General features: G+C 46.6%; 18 protein-coding genes. 17 read left to right on the forward strand and 1 reads right to left on the reverse strand.

Translation table 11 applies throughout. The features are described 5' to 3' along the window. Window positions 1–57 precede the first annotated feature (57 nt). The 15 genes from pyrH (at window position 58) to tilS (ending at window position 18,095) form a co-directional block, all read left to right on the forward strand. Window positions 58–798, forward strand: a complete 741-nt coding sequence (pyrH, locus tag FS373_RS05220) for a UMP kinase (RefSeq protein ID WP_144047474.1) — start codon at window positions 58–60, stop codon at window positions 796–798. Between the two features lie 98 nt (window positions 799–896). Beyond that, window positions 897–1,454: a ribosome recycling factor gene (gene frr / locus FS373_RS05225; RefSeq protein ID WP_144047473.1), complete on the forward strand. Its 558-nt coding sequence runs from the start codon at window positions 897–899 to the stop codon at window positions 1,452–1,454. A 79-nt stretch (window positions 1,455–1,533) separates the two neighbouring features. Continuing rightward, a complete protein-coding gene (gene uppS / locus FS373_RS05230; protein WP_144047472.1) occupies window positions 1,534–2,328 on the forward strand; it encodes a polyprenyl diphosphate synthase in 795 nt (264 codons plus the stop codon). A gap of 19 nt (window positions 2,329–2,347) precedes the next feature. After that, complete coding sequence (locus FS373_RS05235) at window positions 2,348–3,205, forward strand: phosphatidate cytidylyltransferase (RefSeq protein ID WP_144047471.1); 858 nt, start codon at window positions 2,348–2,350, stop codon at window positions 3,203–3,205. A gap of 4 nt (window positions 3,206–3,209) precedes the next feature. Further along, the gene (ispC, locus tag FS373_RS05240) at window positions 3,210–4,397 is read left to right on the forward strand and encodes a 1-deoxy-D-xylulose-5-phosphate reductoisomerase (RefSeq protein WP_144047470.1); all 1,188 of its coding nucleotides are present in this window, start codon (window positions 3,210–3,212) and stop codon (window positions 4,395–4,397) included. A gap of 18 nt (window positions 4,398–4,415) precedes the next feature. Next, window positions 4,416–5,783 (forward strand): sigma E protease regulator RseP, encoded by a 1,368-nt coding sequence (gene rseP / locus FS373_RS05245; RefSeq protein WP_144047469.1) that lies wholly within the window; start codon window positions 4,416–4,418, stop codon window positions 5,781–5,783. Window positions 5,784–5,814: 31 nt separating this feature from the next. Then, window positions 5,815–8,298, forward strand: a complete 2,484-nt coding sequence (bamA, locus tag FS373_RS05250) for an outer membrane protein assembly factor BamA (protein WP_144047468.1) — start codon at window positions 5,815–5,817, stop codon at window positions 8,296–8,298. A gap of 81 nt (window positions 8,299–8,379) precedes the next feature. Beyond that, window positions 8,380–8,874, forward strand: coding sequence for an OmpH family outer membrane protein (locus FS373_RS05255; RefSeq protein WP_144049059.1), 495 nt, complete (start codon window positions 8,380–8,382; stop codon window positions 8,872–8,874). 19 nt (window positions 8,875–8,893) lie between these two features. Then, complete coding sequence (gene lpxD / locus FS373_RS05260; RefSeq protein ID WP_152828882.1) at window positions 8,894–9,919, forward strand: UDP-3-O-(3-hydroxymyristoyl)glucosamine N-acyltransferase; 1,026 nt, start codon at window positions 8,894–8,896, stop codon at window positions 9,917–9,919. A 28-nt stretch (window positions 9,920–9,947) separates the two neighbouring features. After that, window positions 9,948–10,406 (forward strand): 3-hydroxyacyl-ACP dehydratase FabZ, encoded by a 459-nt coding sequence (gene fabZ / locus FS373_RS05265; RefSeq protein ID WP_144047467.1) that lies wholly within the window; start codon window positions 9,948–9,950, stop codon window positions 10,404–10,406. Continuing rightward, on the forward strand, window positions 10,403–11,170 hold the full coding sequence (lpxA, locus tag FS373_RS05270) for an acyl-ACP--UDP-N-acetylglucosamine O-acyltransferase (protein ID WP_144047466.1): 768 nt from the start codon (window positions 10,403–10,405) through the stop codon (window positions 11,168–11,170). The genes fabZ and lpxA overlap by 4 nt, the downstream gene beginning before the upstream one ends. A gap of 72 nt (window positions 11,171–11,242) precedes the next feature. Continuing rightward, complete coding sequence (lpxB, locus tag FS373_RS05275; protein ID WP_144047465.1) at window positions 11,243–12,388, forward strand: lipid-A-disaccharide synthase; 1,146 nt, start codon at window positions 11,243–11,245, stop codon at window positions 12,386–12,388. 43 nt (window positions 12,389–12,431) lie between these two features. Beyond that, complete coding sequence (gene rnhB, locus FS373_RS05280) at window positions 12,432–13,088, forward strand: ribonuclease HII (protein ID WP_144047464.1); 657 nt, start codon at window positions 12,432–12,434, stop codon at window positions 13,086–13,088. A 122-nt stretch (window positions 13,089–13,210) separates the two neighbouring features. Beyond that, window positions 13,211–16,684, forward strand: coding sequence for a DNA polymerase III subunit alpha (dnaE, locus tag FS373_RS05285; RefSeq protein WP_144047463.1), 3,474 nt, complete (start codon window positions 13,211–13,213; stop codon window positions 16,682–16,684). 1 nt (window position 16,685) lies between these two features. Then, entirely contained in the window at window positions 16,686–18,095 is a 1,410-nt protein-coding gene (tilS, locus tag FS373_RS05290) for a tRNA lysidine(34) synthetase TilS (RefSeq protein ID WP_152828883.1), read from the forward strand. Window positions 18,096–18,173: 78 nt separating this feature from the next. Here tilS and FS373_RS05295 read toward each other — a convergent pair whose 3' ends face one another. Next, entirely contained in the window at window positions 18,174–19,055 is an 882-nt protein-coding gene (locus tag FS373_RS05295; RefSeq protein WP_185977086.1) for a GGDEF domain-containing protein, read from the reverse strand. 184 nt (window positions 19,056–19,239) lie between these two features. Here FS373_RS05295 and FS373_RS05300 point away from each other — a divergent pair, with 184 nt between their 5' ends. Together FS373_RS05300 and FS373_RS05305 are read left to right on the forward strand one after the other, a co-directional pair. Next, complete coding sequence (locus FS373_RS05300; RefSeq protein WP_144047461.1) at window positions 19,240–21,189, forward strand: monovalent cation:proton antiporter family protein; 1,950 nt, start codon at window positions 19,240–19,242, stop codon at window positions 21,187–21,189. 138 nt (window positions 21,190–21,327) lie between these two features. Next, window positions 21,328–23,202, forward strand: coding sequence for a DUF885 domain-containing protein (locus FS373_RS05305; protein ID WP_144047460.1), 1,875 nt, complete (start codon window positions 21,328–21,330; stop codon window positions 23,200–23,202). The last annotated feature ends 59 nt before the right edge of the window (window positions 23,203–23,261 follow it).

The following is a 23,261-nucleotide window of genomic DNA, read 5'->3' on the forward strand; positions in this document are numbered from 1 at the left end:
ACTTGCTGCGGTCTTATTGTATTATTTTACCTATCGGCATCAATCGGGACTATAAAAATGAGCACGAATCCTAAACCTGCATTTCGACGTATTCTTCTCAAACTCAGTGGTGAAGCCTTAATGGGCGAAGAAGGCTTTGGCATAGATCCTAAAGTCTTAGATCGCATGGCTCAAGAGATTAAAGAACTGGTTGAGCTCGGTCTTCAGGTAGGTGTTGTTATTGGTGGCGGTAACTTGTTCCGTGGTGAGGGGCTTGCACAAGCGGGTATGAACCGCGTCGTTGGCGATCATATGGGTATGCTAGCCACAGTAATGAATGGTTTGGCGATGCGTGATGCTCTACATCGTGCTTACGTCAATGCTCGATTGATGTCAGCTATCCCGCTCAAAGGTGTCTGCGATGATTATAATTGGGCCGAAGCCATTAGCTTGCTAAAGTCCGGTCGAGTCGTCATTTTTGCTGCCGGTACGGGTAACCCTTTCTGTACCACAGATTCAGCAGCTTGTTTGCGGGGTATCGAAATCGAAGCCGAAGTCGTGATTAAAGGCACTAAGGTAGATGGCGTCTACTCAGATGATCCAGTGAAGAACCCTGATGCAGTAATGTATGATGAAATGGGTTACGATGAAATTCTGGAGAAAGAATTAAAAGTGATGGATCTTGCTGCATTTACCATGGCAAGAGATCACAACATGCCTATATTGGTATTTAACATGAACAAGCCTGGTGCCCTGCGTCGAGTCATTATGGGTGAACGGGAAGGCACCATGATCAAATCAATGACAACAACCAACTAAAATTATTGTAATATCCAGTCAGCAAAAAGTTATCGACTTAGTGTGACTGGCTAGTCCTATGACTAAGAATTTAGTGACTCATTTAAAGGATATTTAACGTGATAAACGAAATCAAACAAGATGCTCAAACACGTATGGCTAAATGTATAGAAGCCACTAAGACTCAGATGGCTAAGGTTCGTACGGGTCGTGCTCATCCTAGTCTTTTAGATTCGATTAAGGTCTCTTATTACGGTTCAATGACGCCGCTTAAGCAAGTGGGTAACGTGACTATCGAAGATTCACGTACTCTGGCTGTTTCTGTGTTCGATGCGACTATGATCAAAGCGGTAGAGAAGGCAATTATGACTTCAGATCTAGGTCTGAACCCTATGTCTGCCGGTGCCGTCATACGCATTCCACTTCCAGCATTGACAGAAGAGCGTCGTAAAGACCTTATCAAGGTTGTTCGCGCCGAAGCTGAAAATAGCCGAATCTCTGTTCGTAACGTGCGTCGTGATGCTAACTCGGAAGTTAAAGCATTAGAGAAAGAGAAAGAGTGTACCGAAGATGACGTGCACCGCACCGAAGATGAGATTCAAAAATTCACCGATGCGCATATTAAGCAGATCGATGATCTTTTGTCTGCAAAAGAAGCAGAGTTGATGGAAGTCTAATCTAGGGCTAAGAAACTAGAGTTCAGACGCCGTGTAGCGGTATACTACACGGCGTTTGCTTTTTTAAGGGTTGTAATAGATGTCAATCGATTCCCAGTCTGGTTCTGAGTTCTCTCCCGAGGAGATTGCAGAACTTGTTAAACAGTCTAAGCCTAAACACGTCGCCATCATTATGGATGGTAACGGACGTTGGGCGCAGGCGCAGGGGAAACCCAGAGTAATGGGGCACAAGGCGGGAGTAAAAACCGTCAGACGAGCAGTGAGTACCGCCAGAGAGATGGGGATCGGCTCGTTAACGTTATTTGCATTTTCGAGTGAAAACTGGCGCCGACCCGATAAGGAGGTTTCCCTCTTGATGGAACTCTTCTTTACAGTGTTGCAACGAGAAATAAAGCTGCTGCATAAAAATGGTGTCAGGCTCAATATTATCGGCGACATCAGTCGTTTTTCTGACCGTTTACAGAAACAAATTGCCGCAGCTGAAGCGAAAACAGCCGGTAATAGCGAGCTAATACTCAATGTTGCGGCTAACTATGGTGGTCGTTGGGACATCATGCAGGCGGCACAGGCACTGGCTAAAAAAGTGGAAAATGGTGAAATGAACAGCAGTCAGTTCACCGAAGAGGCCCTAAGTCAGCATTTATGCATGCAAAACCAAGCCGAAGTTGATTTAATGATACGAACGGGCGGGGACTATCGTATCAGTAATTTCATATTATGGCAGGCAGCCTATGCCGAGTTGGTTTTTACTGACACTTTATGGCCTGATTTTGATGAAAATGCTTTTAAACAGGCTGTTGCAACTTTTGCATCTCGTCAACGAAGGTTCGGCCTGACTGGTTGCCAAATAGAGACGATACAGTCCGAGTCATAATTTTTTTGAGGGTTTTTTTTTGCTAAAACAACGAATAATAACAGCAATGTGGTTAATTCCCTTGGTTTTGGGAGCGGTTTTTTTCCTCCCTACAGAATACTTTGCATGGGTATTAGTGCCGGTATTTCTGATTGCAGCCAAGGAGTGGGGACAGATCATCGATAAACGCTGTCAAATAACGCAGTGGAGCTTTACCATCACCATAGGTGCGCTATTAATCGCACTCAACCTGTTTGTTCCTAGCGATGAGCTTTGGTTTAAAGGTCATCTGCATCCGGTCTACCTGGCTATCATCTTGATTGGAGCCTTGTGGTGGGCTATCTCACTCTTATTGGTGCTCTCTTTTCCGAAGAGTTCGGCTCTGTGGCAAAAGAGCCACATGTTCAAGTCTATGTTTGGGCAGCTTACCCTGATTCCTTGCTTTGCAGCCTTGATTGCGCTCAAGGGGCTAAGTTCTGAAACAGACCCTTATTACGGTGGGATCTTAGTCTTCCTGGTTATGCTTGTGGTCTGGGCTACCGATAGCGGAGCCTATTTTGCGGGCAAAGCCCTTGGGCGTACTAAGTTGATGCCTAACGTGAGCCCGGCCAAGACTATCGAAGGATTAGTCGGCGGTTTAATAACCAGCATGATTATTGTGATCGGCGTGATGCTGGTTTCACCAGAGCAGGAGCTAGGCTTGGTCGTTGCTGTGACTTTATTTATCGCCCTAGTCTCGGCGGTGGGAGACTTGTCAGAGAGTATGTTCAAGCGGGTGGCCGACATTAAAGATTCAGGCACCATCTTGCCCGGGCATGGTGGCATACTCGACCGAATAGACAGTCTGACAGCTGCATTACCTGTATTTACACTTATTTATATCGCATTTTGGATGTAATCTAATGCAAAAAATGGTCATACTTGGTGCAACAGGATCGATAGGTGCGAGCACCTTAAGTGTCATTGGCAACAACCCTGAGGCATATTCCATATATGCCTTGGTGGCGAATACCAATGTAGATAAGATGTTAGCTCTGTGCATAGAGCATAAGCCATCGATTGCCCATATGGTCGATGTAGACTCCGCCAGGCTCTTGCATCAGCGGTTACCTGCAGGTTCTGGTGTTGAAGTCACTACAGGGGCTGCTGAACTCGATGATCTTGTCAGTGCACCTTGCGTCGATACCGTTATGGCCGCAATTGTTGGCGCCGCGGGTTTACTGCCGACTTTAGCTGCTGTTAAAGCGGGTAAACGAGTCCTACTTGCTAATAAAGAGTCGCTGGTGATGTCTGGCAGGCTGTTTATTGAAGCAATGAAGGCCTCTGGTGCGCAAGTATTGCCTGTAGATAGTGAGCATAATGCAATATTTCAGGCTTTACCTGAGTCGATTCAGAGCAATATTGGCTATTGTGATCTAGATGGTGCGGGAATATCGCATATTTTATTGACTGGTTCTGGGGGCCCTTTTCTTACTTCTCCTCTGGATTCCCTTAGCGCCATGACACCGGCGCAGGCTTGTAAGCATCCTAATTGGTCTATGGGCCGCAAGATATCTGTCGATTCAGCCAGCATGATGAACAAGGGGCTCGAGTATATTGAAGCGCGTTGGTTGTTTAATACTACTCCTGAGCAGCTGAAGGTCGTCATTCATCCTCAGAGTGTGATTCACTCTATGGTTCAGTATCGAGATGGTTCAGTTTTAGCTCAGTTGGGTAACCCGGATATGCGTACGCCAATCGCTCATTGTATGTCTTATCCCCAAAGAATTAACTCAGGAGTTGAACCTTTGGACTTTTTCAAAGTCGGACAGTTAAGCTTTCTTGAACCGGATTTCGAACGATTCCCCTGTCTTTCTCTTGCTATTGAGGCTTGTAAGCAAGGTCAGGAAGCGACGACGGTGTTAAATGCAGCAAATGAAATCTCGGTTGCTGCATTTTTGGAAAATAAGTTAACGTTTACTGATATAGTCAAAGTAAATGAAACGTGTTTAAGTAAGGTATCTATGAGCTCTTTAAAGAGTCTGGATGATATCATCGCATTAGATACACAAACACGCAGATTTGCTTTAGAGTTGGTAGCAAAGATTTAACTACCTCAAAGGATGGGAATGATCGACTTTCTATGGAACTTAGGTTCCTTCGTTATTGCATTAGGTATCTTGATTGCCGCACATGAATATGGCCACTTTTGGGTAGCCAGGCGTTGTGGTGTAAAAGTAGAGCGTTTTTCTATCGGCTTCGGTAAGGCGATATGGCGAAGAGTCGGTAAGGATGGCACCGAATATGTGTTAGCCATTATTCCCCTTGGCGGCTACGTCAAAATGCTTGATGAACGCGTGGATGAGGTTCCGGAAGAACTAAAAGATCAAGCGTTTAACCGAAAAACAGTATGGCAGCGTATCGCTATTGTTGCTGCTGGACCAATGGCTAACTTCATGTTTGCCATTGTTGCACTCTATTTTATGTATCTTATTGGCGTACCGGCACTCAAGCCTGTCATCGATGCTACGCGTATCGATAGCCCTGCGGCGCAAATTCAAATTCATGAACCTATGCTGATAACTTCGGTCGAAGGTAAACGTGTTCGCAACTGGGAAGAAGTGACTTATGCCTTGGTGAGTGAGATTGGTGAGCCACATATTGATATCACCTTAACTCCTCTGGAATATAGTGCAGATGGAACGCTAGGCACTAAATATAGATTAAACACGGAATCTTGGAAGTTCGATCCGGATAAAGAGTCGCCAATCGCTTCATTAGGACTCGATTTCTATAGACCAGAAATAACACCTGTTTTAGGATTAGTGAGTCCTGATGGCGCCGCCGCGGCAGCAGGCCTGGAAGTCGGAGATACCTTAATTGCCGTTAATGGCACGCCCTACGGTGGGTGGGACGATTTTGTCAGCAAGATAAAAGCATCGGCCAACCAAACTTTGTTTATTACAGTCAAACGGGCCGGTGAGCAATTTAAGCTAAAAGTGATCCCTAGTGAACGCAAGGGGCCCCAAGGTCAAATCGAAGGGGTTATCGGTGTTGCGCCGACTCAGGCAGATTGGCCTGAAAATATGAAGTTACAGCTCGAATATGGCTTCATCGATTCATTTGGCGTGGCAGCGGATAAAACGTGGCAACTTATCTCTGTCAGCTTTAAGATGATTGGCAAACTGATCACTGGCGATTTGTCTGTTAAAAATTTAAGTGGACCCATATCTATAGCACAAGGTGCTGGCAGCAGTGCTAGTTATGGTTTGGTTTACTTTTTAGGTTTCCTCGCATTAATCAGCGTTAACTTAGGTATTATCAATTTACTGCCTTTGCCCGTGCTAGATGGGGGACACTTGTTGTATTACTTCATAGAAGTGATCACAGGAAGGCCTGTGCCAGAAAAGGTACAGGAAATTGGATTCAGATTTGGGGCAGCCATGCTGCTGATGTTGATGAGCGTCGCGCTTTTCAACGATTTCTCCCGACTCTGAGCAAGGACACACACATAATTAGAAGTGCTCTATGAGATTTAATAAACTTTTTGCCTCGATGGTATTAGTCGGTGCGTCTTTATCAGGGAACGGTTGGGCAGAAACATTCCAGCCATTTGAAGTCACAGATATTCAGGTCCAAGGACTACAACGCGTAGCTCTAGGTGCTGCCTTACTGACCATTCCAGTCAAGGTAGGTGATACTGTCGATGAACTTAAACTTCAACAAGCGATTAAAAGCTTATATGCCTCGACAAACTTCGAACATATCGAAGTCAGTCGAGATGGCGGTGTTCTGATTGTTACAGTCAAAGAACGTCCGACCATCAGTTCGGTTACCTTCGAAGGTAACAAGGACATTAAGGATGAACAGCTTCAAGAGAGCCTAGATGGCTCTGGCGTCAAGGTGGGTGAGTCATTAGACAGAACCATGCTCGCCGGTATCGAAAAGAGCCTACAAGATTTCTATTATGGTGTTGGCAAATATGGCGCTAAAGTGGAAGCAGAAGTGGTTAATTTGCCTCGTAATCGAGTCGAATTACAATTTAACTTCACCGAAGGTTTAGCCGCCGAAATCAAGCAGATCAACGTAGTGGGTAACGAAGTTTTCACCGATGCCGAGTTGATTGGCATGCTGGAACTTAAAGATTATGTCGCTTGGTGGGATCTGTTTGGTGAGCGTCGTTATCAGAAGCAGAAACTTCAAGCGGATCTCGAGACTGTAAAGAGCTTCTATCATAACCGCGGCTATATTCGCTTCGACGTGACTTCGACTCAGGTCGCTATGACCCCAGATCGCAAAGGCTTGTATATCACCATCAATGTCGATGAGGGTGAACAGTACACTGTGACTGAAGTTAACCTGACCGGCGACCTGATGGGGCGCGAGAAGGTGATGAAGGCCATTCTGCCTATCAAGGTTGGTGACACTTATAATGGTGCCGACGTGACATTTGCCGAAGAGATGTACGGTAAGTATCTAGGTCGTTTCGGTTACGCATACCCAGAAGTTCAGACTTACCCTGAAATTAATGATGAGACAAAAGAGGTGAGCCTCAATGTCAATATTAATCCGGGTAAACGCGTCTACGTGCGGAGCATTAATTTTTCCGGTAACCAAGTGACTAAAGATGAAGTCTTGCGCCGTGAGCTGCGTCAGATGGAAGGTGCCTGGCTTAACTCGGCTCAAGTCGAACAGTCGAAGGCGCGTCTGAATCGTCTGGGTTACTTTGAAACTGTCGATACCGAAACGGTACAGGTTCCCGGCACCGACGATCTGGTAGACATAGCGTTCAACGTGAAGGAGCAACCTTCGGGTTCATTCAATGCCGGTGTGGGTTATGGTACCGAGTCTGGCATGAGTCTGCAGTTTGGTGTGCAACAGAGCAACTTCTTAGGCACGGGTAACCAGGCGGGTATTAACCTCAATACCAACAAGTACTCTAAGAATGTGAACTTGTCCTTTACCGACCCCTACTTTACCAAAGATGGGGTCAGCTTAGGCGGCAGCATCTACTGGAACGAGTTCGACGCCCACGAAGCTAACCTTGAGCGATACAAGAACAGCTCCTATGGTGTTGCACTTAACTCGGGATTCCCGATCAACGAATATAACCGTATCAACGGTGGTATAGGTTACCGTCATAACACCATCTCGGAAATTTCGGCCTATGAGCAGGCACTTAGGTTTTATAACATCTACCGGGATTCGGATGATCCTAATGCCGATCTGGCTTTCAATAACTTCGAGGCTAATTTAGGTTGGTATCGCAGTACATTGAACCGAGGCACCTTCCCGTCGGACGGTTCATCTCAGCGTTTAAGTACTAAGGTGACGATTCCAGGCTCAGATCTGCAGTATTTTAAGGCAGATTTTGATACTAGTTTCTATTTCCCACTCACTCGCAGTCACAACTGGGTAGTCTTAGCGAAAGCACGTTTTGGCTATGGTAATGGTTATGGACAATTTAACGATAACGACCAAATCCTACCTTTCTGGGAGAACTACTATTCAGGCGGTAGCAGTTCACTGCGTGGTTTCAAGTCTAATTCGGTTGGGCCTCGTTCATTCTATTTGAGCCGTGGCTTAGAGCCTTGCTCTCCTGATGCTTCAGGAGATGGATGTTATCTGCCGGGGGATCCAAACAAGATCCAGGTGAGTGATGGTCGCTCTATCGGTGGTAATGCGATTGCAACTGCCAGTTTTGAAGTGATTGTGCCTACACCTTTCTTGGATGAGGCTTATTCAAACTCGGTGCGTACCAGTTTCTTCTTCGATGCGGGTAACGTGTGGGATACCGAGTTTGATTATGATTCATATAGATACCTTCCGGCTCATGAATTTGATAAACTTGCAGATTATTCTGATCCCAGCAGAATTCGAGCTTCTGCGGGCATGAGTGTTCAGTGGTTATCTCCTATGGGACCTATGGTATTCAGCTTGGCGTGGCCTGTTAAGGAATACGAGGATGATGAAACTGAAATCTTCTCGTTTAACATTGGTAAAACTTTCTAAACTAACATTTTCAAAAATGAAATAGTTTACATACAGAATAATCGGCAAGTTTTGCTGAAAAAGGAGTTTATTGTGAAAAAGATGTTTAATCGCGCGATGATGGTATTGGTTCTTCTTAGTGCACCAATTGCGGCGCAGGCAGAGAAGATTGCAGTGGTAGATATGCAGGCTGTTTTCGAGCAGTTACCTCAGCGTGAGCAGGTGAGTAAGACATTGAAGGCTGAATTTGGTGATCGGGTTGCTGGCGTACAGAAAATGCAGGAAGAGCTGCGTGGCATGCTTGAGAAGCAGCAACGTGATGGCGCATTAATGAGCGAGTCTCAGAAGACTGACATGGTACGTAAGATGGAGTCGATGAAATCTGAGTTGCAGCTTAAGGGCAAGGCGCTGGACGAAGATATGCGTCGTCGTCAAGGTGAAGAGCAGAATAAGCTACTGGTTAAAGTTCAGCAGGCAATCAATGCTATCGCAGAGAAAGAGAGCATTGATATGGTGCTTCAGCGCGGTGCGGTGATCTATGTTAAACCAACATCAGATATCAGCAGTAAAGTTGTCGAAGCACTCAGTAAAGGTTAATGGTAAAGGCTAATCATAAATGAAAAGCTATACCCTAAAAGAGCTAGCTAGTATATTAGGCGCAGAGATTCGAGGTGATGAGGCATTGGAGATATCCAGTGTCGCGACTCTGGAGAATGCGACTCAAGGTCAGCTCTCTTTTTTAGCTAATGCTAAATATCGCGCTCAGCTGGAGAATACTCAGGCGAGCGTAGTGCTCATTTCAGCCCAAGAGGTCGAAGGTTTTACCGGTAATGCTCTGGTATTAAACGATCCCTATGTCGGCTTCGCTCGAGTTTCTCAGCTCTTGGACACTACACCCAAAGCCGCTATTGGAATACATGACTCTGCGGTGATTCACCCTTCGGTTAAGTTAGCCGAAGGTGTTGCAATAGGCGCTAATGCGGTGATCGGTGAAAACGTTATCCTTTCTGAAAACGTTCAAGTAGGCCCAGGTTGTGTTATTGGCCAAGACTGCATCTTAGGTTCAGGTACTCGTCTGTGGGCGAATGTTACTCTGTATCATGATGTACATCTGGGGCAAGACTGCATCATACATTCGGCTGCCGTTATTGGCTCCGATGGCTTCGGTTACGCCAATGAACGTGGTCTATGGATTAAGATCCCCCAAACGGGCGGCGTTCGTATCGGCAATCGAGTCGAGATAGGTGCCAGCACTACGGTGGATCGCGGTGCTATCGAACATACCCAAATACATGATGGTGTGATACTGGATAATCAGGTACAGATAGCCCATAACGATATAATCGGTGAAAACACTGCAATTGCCGGTAACTCGACAATTGCGGGTAGCACGCAGATTGGTAAGTTCTGCATCATAGGTGGAAATAGTGCCGTTGCCGGTCATTTAAGCATCGCCGATGGTACTCATATCTCAGGTGGCACTAATGTCACCAGTATTATTCGCAAGCCTGGGGTGTATACATCTACAACTGTCGCCATGGAAAATAAGTTATGGCGTAGGAATACCGTAAGATTTAGACAGTTAGATGAACTTTTTCAACGAGTTAAAAAGCTTGAGAAATCGAATCAAACAGAAAATTAACTGCCGAGCGGCAGCCTAAGGAAAATGTGTGTCAAATGAATTAAATACCATGGATATCAAAGAGATAATGAATTCTCTGCCCCATAGATATCCTTTCTTATTGATCGATCGGGTTTTGGATTATACTCCGGGGGAGTCTCTGCACGCGATAAAGAACGTCACAATCAATGAACCTTTCTTTCAGGGACACTTCCCGGTTCAACCTGTGATGCCAGGTGTATTAATTCTAGAAGCCATGGCCCAAGCAACGGGTCTGTTGGCTTATAAATCTATGGAAGCTGCGGCAGAGGAGTCTCTCTACTACTTCGCCGGCATAGATAAGGCGCGTTTTAAGCGTGTGGTTGAGCCTGGTGATCAACTACACTTTGTTGTTAACTTGATTAAAGAGCGCCGTGGGATTGGGGTGTTCGCTGGTGAAGTCCGAGTTGATGGTGAGCTAGTATGCTCGGCACAAATCATGTGTGCTCGCAGAGAGATTAAAAAGTGATAGATAAATTAGCGTATATTCATCCCGATGCCAAAATTGGTAACAATGTGACCATAGGTCCTTGGACCTATATTGGTGCCGATGTGGAGATTGGCGACGATTGTTGGCTAAGCTCTCATGTCGTTGTCAAAGGCCCAACGGTTATCGGCAAAGGCAATAAAATCTTTCAATTCGCCTCTGTAGGTGAAGATTGCCAAGACAAGAAATATTCGGGTGAAGCAACGCGACTCATCATGGGCGATAATAATATCGTGCGTGAATCTGTGACCATTCATAGGGGGACCACTCAAGATAAGGGTGAGACTCGTATAGGGTCAAACAACTTATTTATGGCTTATGTACATATCGCCCATGATTGTGTGGTGGGTGATAATGTGATCATGTCGAACAATGCTTCTATTGCCGGTCATGTCCATGTCGGAGATTGGGCTATATTAGGTGGACTCACAGGTGTGCATCAGTTTGTTCATATCGGCGCCCATGCGTTTACAGCCGGTTATTCATTGATCTTGCAAGACGTGCCACCTTTCGTGATGGCATCGGGTCAACCTGGTATTCCTCGTGGATTGAACAGTGAAGGCATGAAACGCCGTGGCTTCTCGAAAGAGAGTCAGATAGCGGTTAGAAGGGCCTATAAGACACTCTATCGTAAAGGTTTGACAATCGATGAGGCTATCGCTGCATTATCGGAAGAGTCAGATGATGAGCAAGTTAAGTTTATGATTGATTTTGTCTCTAATTCCAATCGTGGCATCATCCGCTAGGCCTCTCTTTAAAGAGCCCTATACTAAGGGCTCTCTATTCTCCATTCGTTACTATTTTAAGACTCGTATCCTATGAGTGAAAACAGACAGATGATATTTGCTATGGTTGCCGGAGAGATCTCCGGTGATATTTTAGGCGCCGGTTTAATCGAGGCGCTGCAAGAATGCTACCCCAATGCTCGATTTATTGGTATTGGCGGACCTCGTATGGAAGCCCTAGGTTTTGAATCTCTGTTTTCTTATGAAGAGCTTGCCGTGATGGGCATAGTTGAAGTCTTGTCTCGTCTTCCTCGATTATTGAAAGTTCGTAAAACCTTGATCGATGAAATTTGTGCTATTAAGCCCGATTGTTTCATCGGTATCGATGCCCCAGACTTTAATATTGGCCTCGAGCTCAAGCTAAAAAATCGGGGGCTCAAGACGGTGCATTATGTCAGTCCTTCGGTGTGGGCTTGGCGACCGAAACGCATTTTCAAAATAGCCAAGGCGACAGATATGGTATTGTCATTGCTGCCTTTTGAAAAAGCGTTTTACGATGAACATCGAGTACCATGTACATTTGTGGGCCATACCTTGGCGGATGATATTCCGCTTATCAGTGATAAAATTGAGGCGCGCACCGCGCTGGGGTTAGCGCTTCAAGCGGAATATCTCGCGGTTTTACCCGGTTCTCGTGGTGGTGAACTTAAGCTGTTAGCCGAGCCTTTCGTTCGCGCGGCTAAGATAATCAAGCAGAAATACCCCGATATTCGTTTCGTGACTCCAGTTGTGAATGCTAAGCGTCGTGCTCAGTTTGAAGCGGCACTGAAAACATATGCCCCGGATCTTGAAATCCATATCATAGAAGGCCACTCGAGAGAGGTGATGGCCGCAAGTGACTGCATCTTGTTGGCTTCAGGGACCGCGACTCTGGAAGCCATGCTAGTTAAACGGCCCATGGTCGTTGCCTATCGTGTTAGCCCGATCACTTATCGCATAGCAAAATCATTGATGCTGATTGACAAGTATTCTCTACCGAACCTGCTCGCTGGAGAGGATTTGGTGACCGAACTCATTCAGGAAAACTGTACTCCAGAGAAAATTGCATCGGCAGTCTCTATGCAGCTCGACGGTGATTTTAGCAAACTCGAGAAGAAGTTTCTTGAACTCCATAGTCAGTTGAGATGCAACGCGAGTGCTCGCGCCGCAGAGGCCGTGGTTAAGCTCATCTCCCACTAGCTATACATTTTCAGTTTTAGCGCTCAGTTAGCAGGTATTAGGCATGGCAGTATTTAAAGGTATTACTCCCCAGCAGATAGACATCTTGAGTTTGGGGTTATACGCAGGCGTTGACGAAGTCGGTCGTGGGCCACTGGTTGGTAATGTGGTCACCGCAGCGGTGATTTTGGATCCTAAGAATCCTATCTTAGGGCTCAATGACTCTAAGAAGCTGACCGAGAAGAAACGTGAGTCTCTGTTCACCGAGATCCATGAAAAAGCGCTTTCCATTAGTGTTGGTCATGCGACGCCAGAAGAGATAGATGAACTCAATATTTTACATGCCACCATGTTAGCCATGCAGAGGGCCGTTGCTGGGTTAGAGATTAAACCCGTGAAAGTGTTAGTCGATGGCAACCGGACCCCCACTTTTCATCATGGCGACAACACAGAGCTCGTCTTAGAGGCTCATGCCATAGTGAAAGGTGATGGTTTGATTGCAGGCATCAGCGCTGCTTCAATTGTCGCCAAGGTTATCCGTGACAGAGAGATGGAACTGCTCGATATGGAGCATCCTCAATATGGTTTCGCTAAACATAAAGGCTATCCAACCAAGGCTCATTTTCAAGCCTTAGAGCAACATGGTGTGCTAGCTGAACATAGGAAGAGCTTCCGCCCGGTAAGAGATAGATTAACAAAGGATCTGGAAGCCAGAAGCTAGGTACACATTTTGTTCCTTTTACTTACCATTCTGGCTTGGTTTGTCTGACTCTGTTAATCTTTCTCAGGCTTCCATCGTCCCTTTTTTACTAATTTGTTTTACTAATTTAAGTACTCAAAAATATGTCTGATCCTAGTTTTGTGCATCTGCGCGTCCACAGCGACTTTTCCATGTCTGATGGCCTGGCCAAAGTGAAACCTATCTTAGCTAAGGTGTCGGAGCTAGGCATGCCAGCTGTGGCGTTAACCGATCAGACTAACTTATGTGGTTTAGTTAAATTTTATGGTGCCTGTCATGGTGCGGGTATCAAGCCCATCATAGGTGCAGATTTTTGGGTTAGAGTCCCTGGTTTCGACAAAGAGCTGTGTTCGGTCACTGTGTTAGCCATGGATAATGACGGATATCTGAATTTAACCTTATTAATCAGTGATGCTTACCTGAGAGGCCATATAAACGATAGGGCCGTTATCGACCAAGATTGGTTGGTTAAATACAGTAAGGGACTATTACTGCTCTCGGGTGGACGTCATGGAGATATTGGCAGGGCGCTGATAAAGGACAACCAGGTTCAAGTGGATTCACTGGTTGAGTTTTATCAGACTCATTTTCCCGACCGATATTATCTGGAGCTGCTACGTACTGGACGTCCAGACGAAGAGACCTATCTTCATCTGGCTGTGGCGCTGGCAGAAGAGAAAGGCTTGCCTGTGGTGGCCACTAATCAGGTGGTGTTTAATAGTCCTGACTTCTTCGACGCCCATGAGATCCGTGTCGCTATCTCCGACGGTTTTACCTTAGGCGATCCTCGTCGTCCGAAAAAATACAGTGATCAACAGTATTTTAAGAGCAGCGAAGAAATGTGTGCGCTGTTCGAAGATATTCCCGAAGCCATAGCCAATACGGTGGAGATTGCCAAGCGCTGTAATGTCACCGTGCGCCTAGGTGAGTATTTTCTGCCGAACTTCCCTACGGGTGAACTTAGCATCGAAGACTTCCTGGTAAAAGTGTCAGAAGATGGCTTGGAGGATCGCTTAGAATTTCTATTTCCCGATCCTGAGGTTAGGGCACAGAAGCGTCCTGCATACGATGAACGTCTGGATATCGAGCTTAAGGTGATTAACCAGATGGGTTTCCCTGGCTACTTTCTTATCGTGATGGAATTTATTCAGTGGGGAAAAGATCAAAATATTCCAATCGGTCCGGGTCGTGGATCCGGAGCGGGGTCCTTAGTGGCTTATGCCCTCAAGATCACCGATCTCGACCCGCTGGAATATGAACTCCTGTTCGAGCGTTTCCTTAACCCAGAACGTGTTTCCATGCCGGATTTCGATATCGATTTCTGTATGGACAGACGAGATGAAGTGATCGATCACGTGGCCGAACTTTATGGCCGTGATGCGGTATCGCAGATCATCACCTTCGGTACCATGGCTGCCAAGGCCGTTATTCGAGATGTGGGTCGGGTATTAGGGCATCCCTATGGCTTCGTCGACCGTATCTCTAAGATGGTGCCTGCCGAACCTGGTATGACCCTGGCTAAAGCCTTCGAGGTCGAACCTGCGCTGCAGGAGTCTTACGATGGCGATGAGGAGGTCAAAGATCTCATCGACATGTGCCGAATATTAGAAGGTGTGACGCGTAACGCGGGTAAGCATGCGGGCGGCGTGGTGATATCGCCGACCACAATTACCGATTTCGCCCCCATCTACTGTGACTCGGAAGGGAAAAACCCGGTTACCCAGTTCGATAAGAATGATGTCGAGACCGCGGGCCTGGTCAAGTTTGACTTCCTGGGGCTGAGAACCTTAACCATCATCGACTGGGCACTGCAGATGATCAATCCCAAACGGAAAAAATTGGGTAAAGATCCTGTGCGTATCGAGTCGATCCCCCTGGATGATCATAAGAGTTTCAAACTGTTGCAGCGTTATGAGACTACGGCGGTATTCCAGCTGGAATCCCGTGGTATGAAAGACTTGATCAAGCGTCTTCAGCCAGACAGCTTCGAAGATATGATCGCTCTGGTGGCCCTGTTCCGTCCCGGTCCACTTCAGTCCGGCATGGTAGATAACTTTATCGAACGTAAGCACGGTCGAGAGGAAGTCTCTTTCCCCGATGCCGAGTATCAACATGAGTCTCTTAAGTGGGTACTCGAACCCACCTATGGCATTATTTTGTATCAAGAGCAGGTGATGCAGATCGCTCAGGTGCTCGCGGGTTATTCACTTGGTGGCGCGGATATGCTGCGTCGAGCCATGGGTAAGAAGAAACCCGAAGAGATGGCCAAGCAGCGTGGTACCTTCGAAGAGGGCGCCATCAATAACGGTATCGACGGCGAACTGTCGATGAAAATTTTCGATCTGGTGGAGAAATTTGCCGGTTACGGATTTAACAAGTCTCACTCGGCCGCCTATGCGCTGGTCTCCTATCAGACACTCTGGCTAAAGACCCATTATCCGGCCGAGTTTATGGCAGCGGTAATGTCTGCCGATATGGATAACACGGACAAAATAGTCATCCTGGTGGATGAGTGTGAACGCATGGGCCAGCCTCTGCTACCACCAGATGTTAATAAGGGTTTGCTTAAATTCAATGTCGATGATGAAGGCAACATCGTTTATGGTATCGGCGCCATCAAAGGGGTCGGTGATGGACCTGTGGAGTCGATACTGGCAGCGCGTAAGGATGGTCCGTTCAAAGATCTATTCGATTTCTGTGCCCGGGTAGATCTTAAAAAGTTAAACAAGCGCATCATGGAAAAACTCATCTGCGCCGGAGCCTTGGATAGCTTAGGGCCTCATCGCGCCGCCATGATGGCAACCTTACCCGAGGCTGTTCGCGCCGCGGATCAAAATGCCAAGGCCGAAGCGATTGGCCAGCATGATATGTTTGGTTTACTCAATAATGACGCCGAAGATATTAAGCAGCAATTTGTGCAGTGCACCCCTTGGCCGGATAAGGTCTGGCTTGAAGGTGAGCGTGAAACCTTAGGTCTTTATCTCACTGGTCACCCTATCAATCAGTACCTCAAAGAACTGAAACACTATACATCAGGCCGACTCAAAGATGTGCATCCTACCGAGCGCGGCAAGACCATGAAAGCCGCGGGTCTTGTGATTGCGACGCGGGTGATGATGACCAAGCGAGGTTCTAAGATGGGGCTTGTGACTCTGGATGATAAGAGTGCCCGTTTGGAGGTGATGCTATTCACCGAGGCGTTCGAGAAGTTTAACCACCTGCTGGAGAAAGATCGCATCTTGATCATCGAAGGTGAGGTGAGTTTCGATGACTTCTCCGGTGGCAACCGTATGACAGCCAGAAACATCATAGATATGGGGGAGGCGCGTAATCATTTTGCCAGTGCTTTAGAGGTGGATATCACCAGTGATTCGGTCGATGAAACTTGGCTAGATAGCTTTAAACAAGTGGTGGAACCATGGAAAAAGGGCGCAGTACCTATCATAGTCAATTATGCTCAACCACAGGCTAAGGCCCAGTTTAAGTTGGGGGATAACTGGAGGGTGAACCCGACAGACGAACTCATGCTGGCGCTGGAAACCTTAACCGGAGCGGGTAAGGTGAGGATCTTGTTTTAATATGTCTCCCATAAAAGACTCTGCAGTCAGTGGATTTAATCCAAGCGGTTTGATTGGTGAGCTTGTCGACCAAACAGGAGTTAAAGATGGGGCTAAGTTAGTCCTCGCTTACAGTGGCGGCGTTGATTCCGAACTGTTAGCGCTAGGTTTGTCTGAGTTTGCCCGTGAGCACTGTGAGTACCGATATCTGTTGGTTCACGTTCACCATGGTTTGAGTGATAATGCCGATGTTTGGGTCAGACATTGTGAGTCCAGGGCTAACGTTTATGGATTACCCATTAGTATCAAACGGGTCGTAGTGGATACCGGTCCGCGTAAGAGCATAGAGGCCGAGGCGAGAAACGTACGCTATGATGCGATTCAATCTCAAATGGAGCCCGGCGATGTATTGTTGACAGGACATCACCTGGATGACCAGCTCGAAACTGTGCTGCTGGCATTAAAGCGAGGCTTAGGTCCCAAGGGGCTATCGGCGATGGGAAGCACGCAAGTTTTCGACGGCAATAAGCAATTAATTCGACCTCTTTTATCTATCAGCCGTGAATTAATTGAGGCGAAAGCCAGTGCTCTTGGTCTGATTCACATTACCGATGAGAGTAATAGTGATGCTCAGTATGACCGAAACTTTTTACGCTTAGAGATCATCCCCAGGCTCAAAGCCCGCTGGGGGGCCATAGCGACGACTGCGAGTCGTAGCGCATTTTTATGTGCCCAGCAACAAGCGGTTATCGATGATGAGGTGAGTGAACGCTTACCGGCTTTTATCTCATCCAGAAAAGAAGGGGGTCCTCTCGACTTAGGGCTTCTCGCGGCGCAGAGTGTCCACTGGCAATCATTGCTCTTCAGAGGCTTCATCGAAAAATTAGGTTTTGCGCCACTATCTCAGATTCAATTAGTTCAAGCATTGTCACAATTACTGACGGCAAGGCGTGATGCTAAGGTCGAGCTTAGATTGGGAGACTTGTTGATTAGACGTTACCAAGGGCTTGCTTTTCTTTCGTCGCTAATCGATGAAAAAAATGAGTCACCAATCCAGACGTGTATCGAGGTCGACTCCAGCAGTTTATTGGATAAGGATGCAGAGGTTAGTCTCTCCCTATCCAAGCGTAACAGGCTCTCGATAATTAAAGTTAGCCTCTCAGATAGAGTACGATTACCCGATAGATCGCAGCTTGTTAGCATTCGTTTTTCGGTGAAGGGAAGTACCCGATGTCATCCTGTTAATAGAGATAAAGCCAGAGAGCTGAAAAAATTATGGCAGGAGTACGGTATTCCGCCATGGGAGAGAGAAAGAGTGCCCTGTATTTTCTACGGTGAGCAACTGGTGTGCGCCGTGGGTTATTGGATAGAAACCGGATTCTTGTGTGAACAGGAGGAACGCGGGTTAGTGTTCAATTCACATCAGGTTTAACACATCCAGTACCAACGGCATTAGCTAAGTCTAACTTCATTATCGGCTCAAGTATTCGGTATTAGTATCCGTATTGGATTAACTCAAGTCGGCTCTATAACATCTACGGCCCGCTGCTTTTGCACGATATAGTGCTTTATCGGCTCTCTCATACAATGAACAGGCAGTTTCATCGCTCTTCCATTGCGAGATGCCTAAGCTGGTTTGCACTTGATGTTTTTCGAACAGTGGCAATCCAGACATATCATGCAATACACGCCTACATAAAACTTCGGCAGCAGCCAGGTCTCCGCGGACCACCACAATAAATTCATCACCACCGACACGAAATGCCTGATCTGTATTTCTGATGGCTTTAGTGAGCAAGTGACCAAACTCTGAAAGCACAGTGTCACCAAATTGATGTCCATGTACATCATTTAGCATTTTAAAGTTATCGAGATCTAAGATCACAATCGACAATGCATTATCGTGTCGAGTCGATGTTGCAATGGCCTTCTTAAGACTCTCGATATAGTAATGACGATTGCCCAGCCTAGTGAGTGAGTCATACATGGCTTGTTGTGACATCTCTTGAAATTGAGTGGCATTAAATAAGGGTAAAATTACTAAGGTTTGCAGCAACTGTAATTGTTTTGCTTGTGAAGGCAGCAAAGGAGCGGCTAAGCTGTATTCGAGGCGCGCCGTTTTACCTTGGTGCACTAGTTGCTGCTGTATGGATAGCCCTTGGTGTGTGCCCCAAGTAAACTGGTGTTTGTTGTATCTCAGTTTTATACCAAGGATAGGCAAGTTTTGACCCATTACTTTGCCGAAGCAGGCAAAAACTGTCCTGGGATCTAAACTTTCATGTAGCTGCTGAATGATCTGTACGAGATCAGGATCCCGACTCTGGGAGCCAAGTAATTCAGGTTGATATCTCGGTTCATCAGAATAAAAATCTGTCGCTAGTCCTAAGTCCATCATGATTGCTCCATCAATGGCTGTATTGCTGAGGTTAATTCTCCTCGCTCATATAAGATTACTAGCAAAAAGTGTGCCTAAAATAATGTTAATTAAATTTGTCTTTATTTGTCATTCAGTTAATCTTTCAGTGGTAGTGATATAAAACCCATGCCAGTTTTTTGACTCGGAGTTCGAATTTAGAATGGAACATAGTTTTCTTATCCAGGTTCTGTCGATGCTTGTCATCGCAATCATCTCAATAGCCTTGCTCAGGCGGGCTGGCTTACCTGCTATCCTGGCATATCTGGTCACTGGGGTGATAAGTGGTCCTTCAGGTTTCAATTGGTTCAGTCAGCATCAGATGCAGTCGGTGGCGGAGCTGGGCGTTGTCTTATTGATGTTTAGCCTTGGCTTAGAGTTTTCTCTGCCAAGACTCTGGGCCATGAGACGTACGGTATTTGGACTCGGTAGTGCTCAAGTTGTGGTGACGACCTTGTTGGCGACCTGTATCTCACTACTCAGTTCCCTGAGCCTAGTGGAGTCACTGGTCGTGGGCTCTGCAATTGCGCTCTCGTCGACGGCCATAGTGCTTAAGCTGCTCAACGAGCAAGGTTGGCTCAGACGCCGCCATGGCGAGCTCTCAGTCAGCGTGCTGTTATTTCAAGATCTCGCGGTTGTCCCTCTGCTCATCTTGTTGCCTCTACTTGCCTCTGGTGGTGAGACCCTATCGATACAGGGTATAGGCTATGCTCTGGCGGAAGGGGTATTAGCCTTTATCGCCCTGATGGCGTTCGGTAAGTGGGGTTTACCCAGATTATTCGATGAGGTGGCTCGTTCACGCTCCAATGAGCTGTTTATGCTATCGACGCTGGTTGTGGCCTTGTTGACAGGTGCATTAACCCAATGGCTAGGCTTATCGATGGCGTTAGGCGCCTTTATGGCGGGTATGTTGTTAGGAGAAAGCCAATATAAGCGGCAGTTAGAGGCGGATATTAGACCCTTCAGAGACCTCTTGATGGGGTTGTTTTTCATCTCTATCGGCATGTTGATAGATTTCTCCTTAGTATTACAGTTCTGGTGGCAGATTTTAATCATCCTGATCGCCGTGATAGTAGGTAAAGCCTTAGTGGTATTTGCTTTACTCAGACTGGCTAAAGAGTCCTTTAGGATCTCGGTATCAACGGCTTTGAGCCTGGCTCAGGTGGGTGAATTTAGTTTTGTGGTGCTGGCACTGGCGGTGAATTATGAACTGCTCGATATCGAGCTCAGTACTAAGCTGGTGATGGTGGCGGTATTATCCATGGCCATTGCTCCCTGGCTGGTGCGGCATAGTCCGGATATCGCTCGCAGGCTGCAAGGGGTGAAGTCTAAGGGAGAGAAAACCTTAACAATAGAACCCCAAATCGAACATCAAAATGATCTGGTGTTGATATTAGGTTATGGCCGGGTTGGTCAGACTATCGCCCGCTTTATGAAGACAGAGGCTGTGCCCTTCTTAGTGCTCGACTTAGATCCTACCCGAGTATCTGAAGCACGAAAGGCTGGTGAACCTGTGTATTTTGGCGATGTGTGTAAAAGGAGCATACTCAAACAGGCCAAGATCAGGGAGGCTAAGTTAATCGTATTGACCTTCAGTAGCAGTCGTATTTTGGAAGAAGTATTACCTCTTTGTCGTCAACTGGCACCCGAGGCTAAAATTTTAGTGCGTACCCGAGACGACACTGGCATGGAAGAGCTCGAAAAAGCCGGGGCGAGTCAGGTGATCCCTGAAACCTTAGAAGGCAGCTTAATGTTGGTCTCCCAAGTCTTGTATCAGTGCGGAGTCCCGCTTACGCGTATATTAAAGAGGTTAGAGTATGAGCGTCGTAACCATTACAAGTATCTTCATGGCTTCTTCTCCGGCGCCGAGACTGATTTTACCCTAGAGCATCTTCACGCCGTGGCTCTACCTAAAGGCGCCAGCGCAGTTGGCATGACTTTAGCCGATATCCCCTGGGAGAAACTTAGAGTCGAGCTAAGGGCGGTGAGGCGCAGTGGGGCTGAAGTCGAAAGCCCGGCACTCGATTGGAGCATACACTCCGGCGATATCCTGATTATTCTGGGTAAGCCAAGACGCATCGAAAAAGCCGAAATTTATCTACTACAGGGATAAATCTAAAAATAAGACAACTTGAGTGCCTGAGTGTCAGGGACTCATAGGGCATAATTTAGTGTTACAGTTACTAACTTGTTAATTTTTTAGCTCTAATGATACCCTGTTGTCGGCAATAATCAGACAACAGGGAATGTCATGTTCAAAAAACTCCTCAAATATTCTGGGCTAGTCCTGCTCATTATCTTGGTATCAGCCAGTGCTTTTGCGGCCCATGAATGGTTCGCTAAGAAACCTGTCATGTTTCGAGCCTTCTTAGATCGCACCTTGATAAAAATAGCATTCGAGAGTCCGGAAACCTTAACATCCTTAGGCTTCCTCGAGTCCGTAGGTATCAATGGTCATAACGCAGAGCTGGATGATGATAGACCAGAGAAGGCCGATGAGCTCTTTGCTCAACTCGAGGGCATTCAGCGGATCTTGCTGACATATGATGATGCCTCTCTCGATGAGAATGAGCTGCTGACTAAGGAGATAGCCCTATATTTGCTGAGTTTTTCTGATGATGCGAAAGCCTTCCGTTATCATAACTATCCGGTGAATCAGCTTTTCGGTATTCAAAATGGCTATCCTAGCTTTATGGAGTCTCAGCATCAGGTTAATTCAATTGAGGATGCCGAGCATTACCTGTCTCGCCTGCAAAAGGTGAAAGTGAAATTTGAGCAAAACCTACAGGGATTAAGGATCAGAGAACAGAAGGGGATCATCCCCCCACGTTTCGTTATCGAACGTGTACTGACTGAGATGAACGGGTTTGTCGACACACCTATCAAAGAAAATATTCTCTACACGTCATTGCAGAGCAAGTTAGCCGAAGTGGGGGATATCCCTATTCAAGAGCAGGCACGTATCTTATTGGCGGCGCAGGAACGTATTCGAGACTATGTTCACCCAGCTTATGCACTATTTATCGATTATTTTTCTGAGCTTGAGGCTAAGGCGGGAACCGATGACGGGATCTGGCACCTCCCCGATGGCGAGTCTGCTTACCGGCTATCACTCAAATTCTTTACCACCACAGATTATACCCCGGATGAGATTCACACAATGGGCCTCTCAGAGGTTGCTCGACTTCAGTCTGAGATATTAGCTATCTTAGAATCTGAAGGTTATGGGGTCGATGATGGCTTCTTTGCTGCGATTGAAACTATGGCAGCAGATCCTAAGTTTTATTATGAAGACAGCGATGAAGGTCGCGAGCAGATCTTATTGGATTATCAAAAAATCCTCGATGAGATAAATATGGGGCTGGATGATGCATTTAGAATTCGCCCACAAGCGGGCATGGAAGTCGTACGTATCCCAAAGTTTAAAGAGAAAACGGCTCCTGGTGCTTATTATCAACAGCCGGCGCTCGATGGTAGTCGTCCCGGCCGTTTCTTCGCCAACCTCTATGATATTAAGGCAACGCCAAAATACAGTATGCGAACTCTTGCCTATCATGAAGCAATACCCGGGCATCATTTTCAAGTCGCGGTAGCGATGGAGTTGGAGAATATGCCGTTTATTCGCAAGATGGCTCCCTTTACCGCTTACTCGGAAGGTTGGGCACTCTACTCTGAGCAGGTGGCTTGGGAGCTGGGTTTTCAGGACGATCCTTTCGATAATATTGGCAGGCTGCAAGCCGAGCTATTTCGCGGGGTGCGTCTGGTGGTGGATACAGGTATACACCATAAACGTTGGACCAGAGAAGAGGCCATAGAGTATATGAAGCTCAATACCGGTATGGCTGATAGCGATGTGGTGTCTGAGATTGAGCGTTATATTGTTATGCCAGGTCAGGCAACTTCTTACAAGGTCGGCATGATGAAGATCTTATCTCTGCGTGAAAAAGCTAAGCTGGCTTTGGGTGATAAGTTTAATTTACGAGACTTTCACGATGTGGTGTTGAAAAATGGTGCTGTCCCTTTAGACATACTAGAGAGACTCGTCGATCGGTATATATATACCCAAGCCACTTCAAAATTCTCGTTTCAGAGCTCCCGTAGGATAGCTGGACAAGGCAGTGATTAAGAGAATGGTTACTCCCTTTTCAATATCACTAACGCAATGCAGGTATTCTACGGGAACTC

It is taken from the genome of Shewanella sp. YLB-07 (assembly GCF_009377275.1).

Excerpts from the sequence above, each read along its gene's own strand:
- pyrH (WP_144047474.1), top strand. The coding sequence starts at position 58 with ATGAGCACGAATCCTAAACCTGCATTTCGACGTATTCTTCTCAAACTC.
- uppS (WP_144047472.1), top strand. The coding sequence starts at position 1,534 with ATGTCAATCGATTCCCAGTCTGGTTCTGAGTTCTCTCCCGAGGAGATT.
- ispC (WP_144047470.1), top strand. The coding sequence starts at position 3,210 with ATGCAAAAAATGGTCATACTTGGTGCAACAGGATCGATAGGTGCGAGC.
- rseP (WP_144047469.1), top strand. The coding sequence starts at position 4,416 with ATGATCGACTTTCTATGGAACTTAGGTTCCTTCGTTATTGCATTAGGT.
- bamA (WP_144047468.1), top strand. The coding sequence starts at position 5,815 with ATGAGATTTAATAAACTTTTTGCCTCGATGGTATTAGTCGGTGCGTCT.
- FS373_RS05255 (WP_144049059.1), top strand. The coding sequence starts at position 8,380 with ATGTTTAATCGCGCGATGATGGTATTGGTTCTTCTTAGTGCACCAATT.
- lpxD (WP_152828882.1), top strand. The coding sequence starts at position 8,894 with ATGAAAAGCTATACCCTAAAAGAGCTAGCTAGTATATTAGGCGCAGAG.
- lpxB (WP_144047465.1), top strand. The coding sequence starts at position 11,243 with ATGAGTGAAAACAGACAGATGATATTTGCTATGGTTGCCGGAGAGATC.
- rnhB (WP_144047464.1), top strand. The coding sequence starts at position 12,432 with ATGGCAGTATTTAAAGGTATTACTCCCCAGCAGATAGACATCTTGAGT.
- dnaE (WP_144047463.1), top strand. The coding sequence starts at position 13,211 with ATGTCTGATCCTAGTTTTGTGCATCTGCGCGTCCACAGCGACTTTTCC.
- tilS (WP_152828883.1), top strand. The coding sequence starts at position 16,686 with ATGTCTCCCATAAAAGACTCTGCAGTCAGTGGATTTAATCCAAGCGGT.
- FS373_RS05295 (WP_185977086.1), bottom strand. The coding sequence starts at position 19,055 with ATGGACTTAGGACTAGCGACAGATTTTTATTCTGATGAACCGAGATAT.
- FS373_RS05300 (WP_144047461.1), top strand. The coding sequence starts at position 19,240 with ATGGAACATAGTTTTCTTATCCAGGTTCTGTCGATGCTTGTCATCGCA.
- FS373_RS05305 (WP_144047460.1), top strand. The coding sequence starts at position 21,328 with ATGTTCAAAAAACTCCTCAAATATTCTGGGCTAGTCCTGCTCATTATC.